The sequence below is a fragment of the Janthinobacterium sp. GW823-FHT01H08 genome, assembly GCF_058797855.1.
Window position 1 is genome coordinate 387,080 of sequence record NZ_CM179504.1, and the last position, 12,306, is coordinate 399,385.

Below are 12,306 nucleotides of genomic sequence, written 5' to 3' on the forward strand. Positions count from 1 at the left end.
TGGATGGTGTGGCTCAGCTGCACATGCCGTATGCCTGGCGTTCGGGGAAATAGCGGTACGTAAACGTGCGTACCGGATAGTGCTTGCCGCCGACGAGCATGTCGGGCATGGACAGATCAAAGCGCTGCGGCAGCTGGCGCGGCAGTTGCAGGCGCAAGCGCCACTGGGTTTCCTTGCTGTTGCCGACGGCGGCAAACATGATGGGCAACTGCTCGATGACGTCGACGATCTCCGCCTTCTGGTTCATGCCGCGCTGGTAAATGGTGAGTATCTTGGCTTCCGCGAAAGGCGGCTTTTTCGGTTCTTCCAGCAGGAAGGACAGGCGCGTAAAACTGGCTTGGGTGCCGACGGGCAAGGTAAAAATCAGCGCCAGCTCCGTGCCGCCTTCTTTCAGGGTGACAGGTGGCGTGGCGTAGATGCTGATACCGCGCGGCAGTTCGAAACGCGAGCCATCCGTCCACGTCTTGCACTCGGGCGTGGTGGCCTGGTACAGGCTGGGCGCCGTGTAGTCATCGCAGGCGGAAACCAGCAGCAGCAGGGGCAGGGCAAGGAGGGCGGAACGGCGCATGGGAGTCACGGTTGGGGGATCAGCCGACAGTGTAAGCGATCCCCGCGCGATCCACCAGCGACGCCAGGCCTATCCGGGCGGGGCGCGCCGCACGGACTGCAGCTGGCAATGCGCCGGTTGTAGCGCCGCCTGGATGATGTCCAGCGCCAGCTGCGGCCGGGCCGCGCCGCACATGAAGATATCGACGGCGGCAAAGCCCACTTCGGGCCAGGTATGCAGCGAGATGTGCGACTCGGCCAGCAGCAGCACGCCCGTGACGCCCTGGCCCGGGCCAAAGCTGTGGAAATGGCCGTGCAGTACTTGCGCGCCGGCCGCGACGGCCGCCTCGCGCAGCAGGCCTTCGAGCGCGGCGCAATCGCGCAGGCGTTCCGGCGCGATGCCCGACAGGTCGGCCAGCAGATGGATGCCCAGGGGCAGATGCGGTGCGGACGCCATGCTTATTTGTGGCTGCCGCCGCTGGAGCCGCCGCCATAGCTGCCGCCGCCGCTGCCCGTGCGCGAACTCCAGCTGCTGCCGCCGCTGCTGCCGCTGCTGCCGCTGCCGGCCACCTTGAACATGCGCACCCAGTTGGCGGCCGTGACACTGAAGGTCACCATCAGGGCGTAGATCACGTATTTACTCATGGGGATTCTTTGCATTCTTGTCGAGGAAAACGGCGGGCAGGAACAGCGCAAGGCAGCCCAGCAAACTCCACATCAAGGTGCTGGAGAACGACACGAACATGGGGATCGCATTCAAGACCAGTACGATGACGATGAAGACCTTGGCGATGCCGCGGTGACTGAGCTGGATATTCCGCACCTGGTCGCCGCCATGGAAGGCGGCGCCGAACCAGGCGGCCATCTGGTCGTAGGCGACGGGCACGGAGCGCGACCAGGTCATTTCCTCGCCCGTGAGTTCCGCCGCCAGCTTGGTCTGTCCCTGCTCGAATTCAAACACACGCGTGCTGTCGCCGACGGCCACCTTCCAGTTGAAGGCGCCGGCCGCATACACGACCTGCGAGCCGTAGTCATACAGTTTGCGGTAGGTGGCGCCATCGAGCGTGCAGCTGGCGGCGTCCAGCGAGGCCCAGCTGGGCCAGTTCGGCAGCACGTTCGAGCGCGACCAGCCGTCGTCCGTCTCCACCAGCCAGAAGAAGCCGGCACGCGCGTTGTACAGCAGGTATTCGTTCCACTCGCTGCCCTCGTCGTCGGCGCGGCGCATCATGCCGATCACCGTGAAATCCACATTGCTGATCTTCGCGCTGGCGCCCAGCTCCAGCGTGATGTCGGCGTTCTCGTGCACCTGCTTGCCGATGGCCAGCACTTGCGCTTCCGGGCCGCTGGCATCGAGCTGCGCATGGCAGGCGGGACACACGAGCTGCGCCGCGGCGCCAGGGACGTACTGGATGCCGCTGCCGCAGGAGGGGCAGTCGAGCGCATCGAGCTTGCCGCGGTACTTGCCGGCGCTCCTGGCGATGGCCTCGTCGTCGCGCAGCAGCTGGCATTGCAAACTGTCCAGGGTGACGGCGACGCCCTGGTAGACGACCGGTTGCGGGCCATCCGTGTAGTCGAGCGTGACGAAGCTCGCGTAGTTGCGGAAGTCCGCCACCTGGATGCGCCAGCCGGCGCCCACCTTGAACGGCAATTCGCCCTGGCCGGCGATGCATTCGGCATTGCGGATCTCGGCGGCCGTGTATGGCTCGCCGCAGATCGTGTAGCGCCTGCCCGGCGCCAGCTCGCCAAAGGCGGGCAGGGCATCCTGCGTGCCGCGCTCGCGCGTCAGCGTGTACAGGCCGGACGAGTCGCCCAGCCACGCCGTGCTGGCGTCGTCGAACAGCAGATACCACTCGTTCCACGTGCCGGCGCTGTAGCGCTGCTGGATGCGCCCGACGACGGTGAAGTGCACGCCGTCGTGCACGCCGGCCGTGCCGATCTGGATCGGTGAATAGTCTTCCAGGACGGCCGACATCTTGCCCACGTCCCTGACGGAATCGGCGTCCTTGAGGATGGTGCTGTGGCAGTACTCGCACACGGCGAGCACGGAAGCGTGCGAGCGGAAATGCACTTCCGCGCCGCAGCTGGGACAGGAAACAGTTTGCATGCAGTCGTATTTCGCCCTAATCAGCCGATCAGTTTTTTCAGCAGTTCAGCCTTGGCGCCATCGTAGTCGGCGGGCGAAATGAGTCCCTTGTCCAGTAAACCCTTGAGTTTTTCCAGGCGCGCCTCGATCGGTTCCTCGGCAGGTGGCGCCGCCGGAGCGGGGGCCGGGGCGGGCTGCTGCAGCGCACCGCCCATGCTTTGCGCCATCACCTGGCCGATCGACAGCCCGGCGCCGAGGCCCGCGCCGATGCCGGCCATCCCGCCCTCGTTCTGCGCCGCCAGCGGGATCGCGTTGGCCACCTGGAATTTGGTGTAGCCGCTCATCTTGTCTGCGCCCAGGCCGCCCTTCATGCCGGCGGAAATACGCTCGTCGAGCGCCGCCTGCAATTCCTCGGGCAGGCTGATGCTGGCCACGTTGAATTCATCGAGGCCCACGCCGTAGCGGGCAAACGCCTGCGCCAGGCCATCCTTGACCTCTTGCGCCATCAGCGCCTGGTTGGCCGCCATGTCGAGGAAGGGGACATTCGCGCCGCCCAGCGAGCTGGCCATACTCGACATCAGAATGCCGCGCAACTGATCTTCCACCTCGTCGCGCGTATAGACTTCGCGCGTGCCGCTGATCTCGGTGAAGAAGGTGCGGGCGTCGGCGATGCGGTACGAATACATGCCGAAGGCGCGCACGCGGATCATGTCGAAATCCTTGTCGCGGATGGTGATCGGCTGCGGCGTGCCCCACTTGCGGCCGGTCTGCACGCGCGTGCTGAAGTAATACACGTCCGACTTGAACGGCGAATCGAACAGCTTGTCCCAGTTTTTCAGGTTGGTCAGCAACGGTAACGTTTGCGTCGTCAGCTTGTGCGTGCCGGGACCGAAGACGTCGGCGATCTTGCCTTCATTGACGAAGACGGCGACCTGCGATTCGCGCACATTCAGGATGGCGCCGTTCTGGATCTCGAAATCCTGCATGGGGAAGCGCCAGGCCAGCACGCCTTCCGTCTCTTCGTTCCACTGCAGTACGTCGATAAACTGCTTCTTGATAAAGCTGCCGAGGCTCATGATGGATGTCCTTGAATAAATAAAGCGGTGTCAGGAAATGCAGGCGGCGTTGATGGCGCCGATCGACAGCGAAATGGCGCCCAGCAGGCCGCCGAAGGCGCTGTTGTTCGATTCGATCTGATCCCTCGACATGCGCAGCAGGCGCGTGGTGACCACATACGCGAGCAATTGCACCACCATGGCGCCGAAGGCCCAGGCGAAGAATTGCTGGTAGTCGGCCGTGTGCATCAGGGACGAGGCGATGGTGGCGGAAAAGCCCAGCAGCGCGCCGCCCAGCGACAGGGCCGCCGCCTGGTTGCCCTGTCGGATCAGCAGCACTTCGTTATACGGCGTGACGCGCGTGTAGATGATAAAAAATACAATCAACAGCCCGGCGGCCAGTAAAAGATGGATCAGATAGTTTAGGATGGCGGGCACGGCTTTCCTCGCAATGAGTATTTGATAACGTCAACGCATATTAGAACAAAAAAAAGTCCAATGAACAAAAAGATTCTGATTTTGTCCGTCTTCGTGGTCGCCTCCTGCGGCCTCGCGTATGAACTGATCGCCGGCGCCATGTCCAGCTACCTGCTCGGCGATTCCATCCTGCAGTTTTCCACCATCATCGGCTGCTACCTGTTTGCCATGGGGGTGGGCGCCCACTTTTCCAAGTATGTGCGGGACGACGACGTGCTCTCGCGCTTCGTCGACATCGAGCTGGCCGTGGGCCTGATCGGCGGCCTGTCGGCCGCCATCCTGTTCATGACGTTTTCGTGGATGGCCGCGCCCTTTCGGACCTTATTGTATGTGATGGTGTTCCTGATCGGCGCACTGGTCGGCATGGAAGTGCCGCTGGTGATGCGCGCCCTGAACTCGCGCCAGACGGAGTTTTCCGAGCTGGTCAGCCGCGTGCTCACCTTCGATTACCTGGGGGCGCTGGCCGTCTCCCTGCTGTTTCCGCTGGTGCTGTCGCCCTACCTGGGCCTGGTGCGCACGGGCTTTTTGTTCGGCATGCTCAACGTGGGCGTGGGCCTGTGGACGATTTACGTGTTCCGCGCGGAGCTGAAGAACCTCACGGGGCGCTTCCTGCGCGCCTGCGCCGTGATGCTGGTGCTGGTCGCCGGCTTTGCCATGTCCGACCGCCTGGTGGCCTGGGGCGAGCACGGCCTGTTCGGCGACCAGATCGTGTATTCCACCACGACGCCTTACCAGCGCCTGGTGATCACGCGCTGGAAGGACGATACGCGGCTCTACATCAACGGCAATCTGCAGTTTTCCTCGCGCGACGAGTACCGCTACCACGAGGCGCTGGTGCACCCCGTGCTCGAAGCGCTGCCGTGGGCGCGCCGCGTGCTGGTGCTGGGCGGCGGCGATGGCCTGGCGCTGCGCGAAATCCTCCGTTATCCACAGATCGAACACGTCACCGTGGTCGACCTCGATCCTGCCATGACGGCCGCGTTTACCACGCGCCCGGAACTGGCAAAGTTAAATAACAACGCGTTCTCGGACAAGCGCGTCACCGTCGTCAATGCCGATGCCGCCGTCTGGCTGCGCAACAACGGCGACATGTTCGACGCGGCCATCGTCGATTTCCCCGATCCGTCCAGCTTCGCGCTCGGCAAACTGTACTCGGTGCCGTTCTACGACCTGGTGAAAAAGCATCTGGCGGCCAAGGGACTGATGGTGGTGCAATCGACGTCGCCGTTCTTTGCCCCGCACGCCTACTGGACCATCAATTCGACCCTGCGCGAAGTGGGCATGCGCACCTGGCCCTACCACGCCTACGTGCCTTCGTTCGGCGAATGGGGTTTTATCCTTGCCTCGCCCCAGCTCGACTACGCACCGCCGACGCAATACCGCCTGCCGATGCGCTACCTGAATGCGGACACCACGCGCGAGATGTTCATCTTCCCGCCCGACATGCAGCCGCTGCCCATGGCGCCGAACCGCTTGAATACCCAGTCGCTCGTGCATGAATTCGAGCAGGACTGGAACCGGGTGATCCGCTGATGCAGCGCCGCTCCTTCATGCTGTGGGCCGCCGGCGGCACCGCGGCGGCAGCCGCCGGCATCGGCAGCATCGCCGCGTATCTGCGCTGGCAGGAAATCACGCCCAAGGTGCTGTATCCGGGCCGCAGCGAGGGGCATTATTTGCGCAAGCTGCTGCGCGAGGGCACGGCGCTGCCGCCGCCTGCACGCACCTTGACGACCGACGTGGCCATCCTCGGCTCCGGCATCGCGGGCCTGACGGCCGCCTGGCGCCTGAACAAGCTGGGGCACGGGGACTTTCTCATGATCGATGGCCCGCAGCCGTATGGCAACGCGGCCGGCGGCCACTTCGGCGACCTCGCTTATCCGACCGGTGGCCATTACCTGCCGTTGCCGTCGCCCGAATCGACCCATGTGCGCGAGATCCTGTTCGACCTGGGGATTATCCAGCGCGATCCGCAGGCGGAAAAGCCATATTACGACGAGCGCTACATCCTGCACGCGCCGGAAGAGCGATTGCTGTTCAACGGCCACTGGCAGGACGGCTTCATTCCCACCGAAGGCGTGCCGCCTGCGGAACTGGCGCAGCATGAGCGCTTCTTTGCCGAGGTGCGGCGTTTGCGCCAGGCGCATGGCAACGATGGCAAGCGCGTCTTCGTTTTTCCTACCGTGGAGTCGTCGCAAGATCCGGCCTGGCAGGCGCTCGACACCATCACCTTGAAGCAGTGGATGGAGCGCGAAGGCTATACCTCGCCCACCCTGCACTGGTATCTGAATTACTGCTGCCGCGACGATTACGGCACGCGCTACGACCAGGTCTCGGCCTGGGCCGGCCTGCATTACTACTGCAGCCGCTGGGGCCAGGCGGCCAACGCGGGCAATGGCGCCTGGCTGACCTGGCCGGGCGGCATGCAGCCGGTCGCCACGGCCATGGAACAGGCGTCCAAGGTCCGGCGCCATGCGGGCACCGTGGTGTCCGTGACCACCACAAAACAGGGCGTGGAAGCGCTGTGCCTGGAGCTGGTCGACGGCCAGCCGCGTACCTACCTGGTCAAGGCGCGCAAGGCCATCTGCGCCATGCCGCTGTACGTGGCGGCGCGCGTGGTGAAGAACATCGCCGATTATGGCTTCGACGCGCAGCGCGATACGCCCGCGTATGCGCCGTGGCTGGTGGCGAATTTTCTACTGAAACGCTTTCCCGACGAACTGCCGCATGCGCCCCTGTGCTGGGACAACGTGGTGTACCAGGAACCGGGCCTCGGCTATGTCGTCTCCACCCACCAGGACATCCGCGTGCGCCCGCCCGAGAAAACCGTCTTCAGCGCTTACGTGGCCCTGTCCGACCGCACGCCGCAGCAAGCGCGCAAGTGGCTCGACACGGCCAGCCCCGAAGAACTGCTGGCGCTGGCCAGCGTCGATTTAAAGACGGCGTATGGGCGCGATTTTGCCAGCTGCGTCGAGCGCGTCGACATCACCGTGCGTGGCCACGCCATGGCGGCACCCTTGCCGGGATTTCGCAGCAACGCGGGCTTGAAGGCCTTGCGCGAGCACGACGGCGCCATCCTGTTCGCGCATGCGGATTTGTCGGGCTTTTCCGTGTTCGAGGAGGCGGCATGGTGGGGGGATAGGGCGGCGCGGCTGGCGGCTGTCTGACGCGATGCAAAAGTCGCCTTAGATGATTTCTGTCAACCTCTTCATTTTTTTCCAAAACATAATAAATAGCTGTACCGCTTGTGCGGACAGCTTTCTTTTTGTGTTAACAATGGAGCGAAAATGAAGCAGACAAAGCATCGGTTTGAGGACGGCAGGATGGAAAAAATACGCCGTAGTGTCACGTCTATTTTCTTTCCGCTAGCAAAGTGGCGCTACTTTGTGCTGTTTCAATCCAAGGCCCAGGCAACTTCCTGGATCGTTACCCTGCTGATATGCATGGTAGCCATCACTTATCTTTTTTCTCTGGATCGTGAATCGAAGGCGCCACTTGAGGTGGTATTGCTGGGGGCGGGGATAGGATCGTCGTTCTCGCTGATAGCCGTCCTTCCGGCCGCATTCAAGGTACGGGATAATGGACTTGGCATGCTTGGGGAAATAGAAGTGCGTCTGTTAAAAATGCATTATGTCGAGGAAGCGCGCCATACTGGCATCGTTATCTATCGGCAGAATTTGCCGCGCTTGCTGCGCTGGGATGAGGGCAATATCGAGATCAGGAACGAGGAAGGTGTTTTCGTGGTCAGTGGTGGGTATCTTTCGTTGCGAAAGCTTCGTGGTGGCTTGCTGAAATCATATTGATGATGTGAATGGAATAAAAAAGGCCGGCGCGAACGCCGGCCAGAGCCCCCTAAGGCTCGAACCTGTGCTTCCTTGTTCTTCTCATTTATTTTTATTAATCACGTCAATGAACACGGCCGCCAGCAGCACCAGGCCTTTGATCACTTGCTGGTAGTCGATGCCGATGCCCATGATGGACATGCCGTTGTTCATCACGCCCATGATGAAGGCGCCGATGACGGCTCCCATCACCTTGCCCACGCCGCCCGAGGCCGAGGCGCCGCCGATGAAGCAGGCGGCGATCACGTCCAGCTCGAAGCCCGTGCCCGCCTTCGGCGTGGCCGTGTTCAGGCGCGCCGCGAAGATCAGGCCGGCCAGCGCGGCCAGCATGCCCATGTTGACGAAGGTGTAGAAGCTGACCCGCTCCGTCTTGATGCCCGACAGGCGCGCCGCCTTTTCGTTGCCGCCCACGGCGTACACGCGGCGGCCCAGCACGGTGCGGTTGGTGATGAAGGTATAGGCGACGATGAGCAGCGACATCACGGCCAGCACGTTGGGAAAGCCGCGGTACGACGCCAGCAGATAGCTGAAATACACCATCACGGCGGCGAAGATGGCGTTTTTCAGCAGGAAGAAGGCGCGCGGCTCGTTTTCCATGCCGTGTTTCAGTTGCTTGGCGCGGCTGCGCAGCGAGGTGACAATCAGCGCCGCGGCGGCGATCACGCCCAGCAGCAGCGACAGGCCGCGCAGGTTGTCGCCGCCGAACGGGTCGGGCAGGAAGCCCGAGCTGAGCATCTGGAAGCCTTCCGGGAAGGGGCCGACCGACTGGCCTGCCAGCAGCGCCAGGGTCAGGCCCTTGAACACCAGCATGCCGGCCAGGGTGACGATGAAGGACGGGATTTTAAAGAAGGCGACGAAATAGCCTTGCGCGCCGCCGATGACGGCACCGGCCAGCAGGCAGAGGATGCTGGCGGCGACAAAATGCATGTGGTAGTTGACGATCAGGACGGCGGCCAGCGCGCCGACGAAGCCGACCACCGAGCCGACGGATAAATCGATATGGCCGGCCACGATGACCATCAGCATGCCCAGCGCCATGATGACGATGTAGCTGTTTTGCAGCACCAGGTTCGTCAGGTTCAGCGGCTGCATCAGGGTGCCGTCCGTCATGTACTGGAAAAAGCCCATGATGACGATCAGCGAGAGCAGCATGCCGTAGTCGCGCATATTGTTTTTCAAGAAGCCGGCATAGCTTTTCGCTTGCGGCGCGGCCGCTGGCGCTGCTGCCGGCGCGCCTGCTGTCAGTTTATTGTCCATTGTTTTCTCCGTGTGTAACGATCGCGCGCATGATGCGTTCCTGCGATGCTTCTGCCGCGCTCAGTTCTGCCGCGAAGCGGCCTTCGTTCATGACATAGATCCGGTCGCACATGCCCAGCAATTCCGGCATTTCCGAGGAAATCATGATGATGCATTTGCCTTCGGCGGCCAGCTCGCTGATGATGCTGTAGATCTCGTACTTGGCGCCCACGTCGATGCCGCGGCTCGGTTCATCGAGGATCAGCACGTCGGGGCGCGAAAACAGCCATTTCGCCAGCACCACTTTCTGCTGGTTGCCGCCGGACAGGTTGACCACCTTCTGCGCCACGCTCGAGCAACGGGTCTTGAGCTTGCGGCGGAACTCCTCGGCCACGCCGAATTCACGCTGTTCGTCGATCACCATGTGCCGCGAAATCGCGTCCAGGTTGGCCAGGCTGGTGTTCTTCTGGATGTCTTCCTCGAGGATCAGGCCCAGGCCCTTGCGGTCTTCCGTGACATAGGCGAGGCCGTGCGCGATCGCCTTGCCGATGGTGCTGACGTCGATCTCCTGGCCGTGCTTGAGCACCGTGCCGCTGATGCGCTGGCCGTAGGCGCGGCCGAACAGGCTCATCGCCAGTTCCGTGCGCCCGGAGCCCATCAGGCCGGCGATGCCGATGATCTCGCCCTTTTTCGCGTGCATATTGATGCCCTTGATGACGGGGCGGTCGGCATGCTCGGGATGGAAGACGCGCCAGTCGCGCACTTCGAAAATGGTCTCGCCGATGGTGGGCGTGCGCGGCGGATAGCGGTCGGCCATTTCGCGCCCGACCATCTTTTCGATGATGCGGTCTTCGCTGACGGGCTCCGTGCGGCAGTCGAAACTGTCGACCGTGTTCCCGTCGCGCAGCACCGTGATGGCATCGGCGACCCGTGAAATTTCATTGAGCTTGTGCGAAATCAGGATCGAGGCGATGCCCTGGGCTTTCAGGCCCAGCAGCAGGTCGAGCAGGGCCGCGCTGTCGCTCTCGTTCAGGCTGGCCGTCGGCTCGTCGAGGATCAGCAGCTTGACGTCCTTGCACAGCGCCTTGGCGATCTCGATCAGCTGCTGCTTGCCCACGCCCAGATTGGTGATCAGGGTGTCCGGGGACTCCTTCAGGCCGACTTTCTGCAGCAGTTCGCGCGTCTTCGCTTGCGCGTATTCCCAGTCGATGACGCCCATGCGGGACGGTTCGTTGCCGAGGAAGATATTCTCGGCGATCGACAGCTGGGGCACCAGCGCCAGTTCCTGGTGGATGATGATGATGCCGATTTCTTCGCTGTCCTTGATGCCGCGGAAGTGCCGCGTCTGGCCCAGGTAATCGATGTCGCCCGTATAGCTGCCATGGCCGTAGACGCCGCTCAGCACTTTCATCAGGGTCGATTTGCCGGCGCCGTTTTCGCCGACGATGGCGTGGATCTCGCCGCTGCGTACCCGCAGGTTGACATTGTCGAGCGCAACGACGCCCGGGAATGTTTTGCGTATCCCGCGCATTTCCAGGATAGTGTTCGTCATATAACCTCTCTGGCACGGCCGCGCTGGTGGGCAGCGGCCGTGCGGCAGTCTTGTTCTTGATCGTGCGTGAAGCGAAAGGCCCGGCAGTGCCGGGCCTTCAGTACCTTGGATGCTTATTTCACTTGCGCTTCCGTGTAGTAGCCGCTGCCGGTGACGAGCACCTGCTTCCAGTTCGCCTTGTCGACGGTGACCGGTTTCAGCAGGTAGGACGGCACGACCTTCACGCCGTTGTTATAGGTCTTGGTATCGTTGACGGTCGGCGTCTTGCCGCTCATCATCGCGTCGACCATGTTCGCCGTCACCTTGGCCAGTTCGCGCGTGTCCTTGAACACGGTCGATGCCTGTTCGCCGCGGATGATCGATTTCACCGACGGGATTTCCGCATCCTGGCCCGTCACGACGGGGAACGGTTGCTTCGGCGTGCCGTAGCCGACGCCCTTGAGCGAGGACAGGATGCCGATGCTCAAGCCGTCATACGGCGACAGCACCGCGTCGACGCGCGCATTGCCGTAGTAGGCGCTGAGCAGGTTGTCCATGCGGGCCTGCGCCACGGCGCCGTCCCAGCGCAGGGTGGCGACCTTTTCCATGCCCATCTGCTTCGAACGCACCACCAGCTTGCCGCTGTCGATGTACGGTTTCAGGACCGACAGCGCGCCGTTGTAGAAGAAGTGCGCATTGTTGTCGTCGGCCGAGCCGCCGAACAGTTCGATATTGAACGGACCCTTGCCTTCCTTGAGTTTCAGCGCCGATTCGATATAGCCCGCTTGCAGCACGCCGACCTGGAAGTTGTCGAAGGTGGCGTAGTAATCGATGTTTTTCGTGCCGCGGATCAGACGGTCATACGAAATGACCTTGATGCCCTTGTCGGCCGCCTTTTGCAGCACGTTCGACAAGGTGGTGCCGTCGATGGCGGCGATCACCAGCACCTTGGCGCCCTTGGTGATCATGTTTTCCACCTGCGCCAGCTGGTTCGGGATATCGTCGTCGGCAAACTGCAAGTCCGTCTTGTAGCCGCGCTCCTTGAATACCTTGACCATGTTGTCGCCGTCGGCGATCCAGCGCATGGACGACTTGGTCGGCATCGAGATGCCGATCGCGCCCTTGTCTGCGGCGCTTGCCACGGGCATTACCGCCATGCCGGAGATGGCCAGCGCCAGGCTCGCGGTCAGCATTTTCATTGTTGTTTTCATTTCAGGTCTCCACCGTCTTCGATAGTTGAATGTGCCAGGGCCGTCGTCCAGCGGGCGGGCTCCGTGCGAATGGCCGATTGCGGGCCACGGCTGATACTAGTTTGTCCCTCCATCCCTCACCAATCACTTTTTTCGCATAGCCGATATCCAAAACGATATCGATAGGCCAATTGATGCGATGCGCCATTGCATGCTTTCCCGCCTGCGGAAAGGACGGGAACGGGGGCCGGGCGGCGGCTTTTTTTGGTGCACTGCAATACCAATAATCATCATTCAATTTGGTGATTTTCGTAATTGCGGCGACACAGGGCGGCGCGCAGAATCGGTC

At 62.4% G+C, this 12,306-nt stretch carries 12 protein-coding genes; 3 read left to right on the forward strand and 9 right to left on the reverse strand.

Features of this window, described 5'->3' with window-relative positions; translation table 11 throughout:
• Positions 1–13 precede the first annotated feature (13 nt).
• From AC3RCG_RS01660 to AC3RCG_RS01685, 6 genes are all read right to left on the reverse strand, one after another.
• Complete coding sequence (locus tag AC3RCG_RS01660) at positions 14–568, reverse strand: hypothetical protein (RefSeq protein ID WP_492402463.1); 555 nt, start codon at positions 566–568, stop codon at positions 14–16.
• Between the two features lie 69 nt (positions 569–637).
• The gene (gene speD / locus AC3RCG_RS01665; RefSeq protein WP_492402462.1) at positions 638–1,003 is read right to left on the reverse strand and encodes an adenosylmethionine decarboxylase; all 366 of its coding nucleotides are present in this window, start codon (positions 1,001–1,003) and stop codon (positions 638–640) included.
• 2 nt (positions 1,004–1,005) lie between these two features.
• Complete coding sequence (locus AC3RCG_RS01670) at positions 1,006–1,191, reverse strand: hypothetical protein (protein ID WP_492402461.1); 186 nt, start codon at positions 1,189–1,191, stop codon at positions 1,006–1,008.
• Complete coding sequence (locus tag AC3RCG_RS01675) at positions 1,184–2,650, reverse strand: DUF4178 domain-containing protein (protein ID WP_492402460.1); 1,467 nt, start codon at positions 2,648–2,650, stop codon at positions 1,184–1,186. Before AC3RCG_RS01675 ends, AC3RCG_RS01670 begins: the two co-directional genes overlap by 8 nt.
• Before the next feature lie 20 nt (positions 2,651–2,670).
• Positions 2,671–3,705, reverse strand: coding sequence for an SPFH domain-containing protein (locus AC3RCG_RS01680; RefSeq protein ID WP_070218935.1), 1,035 nt, complete (start codon positions 3,703–3,705; stop codon positions 2,671–2,673).
• Between the two features lie 30 nt (positions 3,706–3,735).
• On the reverse strand, positions 3,736–4,122 hold the full coding sequence (locus tag AC3RCG_RS01685) for a DUF350 domain-containing protein (RefSeq protein ID WP_492402459.1): 387 nt from the start codon (positions 4,120–4,122) through the stop codon (positions 3,736–3,738).
• Between the two features lie 60 nt (positions 4,123–4,182).
• Between AC3RCG_RS01685 and AC3RCG_RS01690 the strand changes: the two genes are divergently transcribed.
• The 3 genes from AC3RCG_RS01690 to AC3RCG_RS01700 all read left to right on the forward strand — a co-directional run bounded on the left by AC3RCG_RS01690 (position 4,183) and on the right by AC3RCG_RS01700 (position 7,961).
• Positions 4,183–5,694, forward strand: coding sequence for a polyamine aminopropyltransferase (locus AC3RCG_RS01690; RefSeq protein WP_492402458.1), 1,512 nt, complete (start codon positions 4,183–4,185; stop codon positions 5,692–5,694).
• Positions 5,694–7,325: an NAD(P)-binding protein gene (locus tag AC3RCG_RS01695; protein ID WP_492402457.1), complete on the forward strand. Its 1,632-nt coding sequence runs from the start codon at positions 5,694–5,696 to the stop codon at positions 7,323–7,325. Before AC3RCG_RS01690 ends, AC3RCG_RS01695 begins: the two co-directional genes overlap by 1 nt.
• A gap of 120 nt (positions 7,326–7,445) precedes the next feature.
• A complete protein-coding gene (locus AC3RCG_RS01700; protein ID WP_070288890.1) occupies positions 7,446–7,961 on the forward strand; it encodes a hypothetical protein in 516 nt (171 codons plus the stop codon).
• Between the two features lie 81 nt (positions 7,962–8,042).
• Here the strand turns inward: AC3RCG_RS01700 and mmsB are convergent, their stop codons facing one another.
• The 3 genes from mmsB to chvE form a co-directional block, all read right to left on the reverse strand.
• Entirely contained in the window at positions 8,043–9,257 is a 1,215-nt protein-coding gene (gene mmsB / locus AC3RCG_RS01705) for a multiple monosaccharide ABC transporter permease (RefSeq protein ID WP_492402456.1), read from the reverse strand.
• Positions 9,247–10,788 carry a multiple monosaccharide ABC transporter ATP-binding protein gene (gene mmsA, locus AC3RCG_RS01710; protein WP_230504318.1) on the reverse strand — a complete coding sequence of 514 codons (1,542 nt, stop codon included), beginning with the start codon at positions 10,786–10,788 and terminating at the stop codon, positions 9,247–9,249. Before mmsA ends, mmsB begins: the two co-directional genes overlap by 11 nt.
• Before the next feature lie 113 nt (positions 10,789–10,901).
• Positions 10,902–11,924, reverse strand: coding sequence for a multiple monosaccharide ABC transporter substrate-binding protein (gene chvE / locus AC3RCG_RS01715; RefSeq protein WP_223278970.1), 1,023 nt, complete (start codon positions 11,922–11,924; stop codon positions 10,902–10,904).
• Positions 11,925–12,306 lie beyond the last annotated feature (382 nt).

What these genes read in the sequence shown, in the direction of transcription:
- AC3RCG_RS01660 (WP_492402463.1), bottom strand. Translation starts at nt 568, where the DNA reads ATGCGCCGTTCCGCCCTCCTTGCCCTGCCCCTGCTGCTGCTGGTTTCC.
- speD (WP_492402462.1), bottom strand. Translation starts at nt 1,003, where the DNA reads ATGGCGTCCGCACCGCATCTGCCCCTGGGCATCCATCTGCTGGCCGAC.
- AC3RCG_RS01670 (WP_492402461.1), bottom strand. Translation starts at nt 1,191, where the DNA reads ATGAGTAAATACGTGATCTACGCCCTGATGGTGACCTTCAGTGTCACG.
- AC3RCG_RS01675 (WP_492402460.1), bottom strand. Translation starts at nt 2,650, where the DNA reads ATGCAAACTGTTTCCTGTCCCAGCTGCGGCGCGGAAGTGCATTTCCGC.
- AC3RCG_RS01680 (WP_070218935.1), bottom strand. Translation starts at nt 3,705, where the DNA reads ATGAGCCTCGGCAGCTTTATCAAGAAGCAGTTTATCGACGTACTGCAG.
- AC3RCG_RS01690 (WP_492402458.1), top strand. Translation starts at nt 4,183, where the DNA reads ATGAACAAAAAGATTCTGATTTTGTCCGTCTTCGTGGTCGCCTCCTGC.
- AC3RCG_RS01695 (WP_492402457.1), top strand. Translation starts at nt 5,694, where the DNA reads ATGCAGCGCCGCTCCTTCATGCTGTGGGCCGCCGGCGGCACCGCGGCG.
- AC3RCG_RS01700 (WP_070288890.1), top strand. Translation starts at nt 7,446, where the DNA reads ATGAAGCAGACAAAGCATCGGTTTGAGGACGGCAGGATGGAAAAAATA.
- mmsB (WP_492402456.1), bottom strand. Translation starts at nt 9,257, where the DNA reads ATGGACAATAAACTGACAGCAGGCGCGCCGGCAGCAGCGCCAGCGGCC.
- mmsA (WP_230504318.1), bottom strand. Translation starts at nt 10,788, where the DNA reads ATGACGAACACTATCCTGGAAATGCGCGGGATACGCAAAACATTCCCG.
- chvE (WP_223278970.1), bottom strand. Translation starts at nt 11,924, where the DNA reads ATGGCGGTAATGCCCGTGGCAAGCGCCGCAGACAAGGGCGCGATCGGC.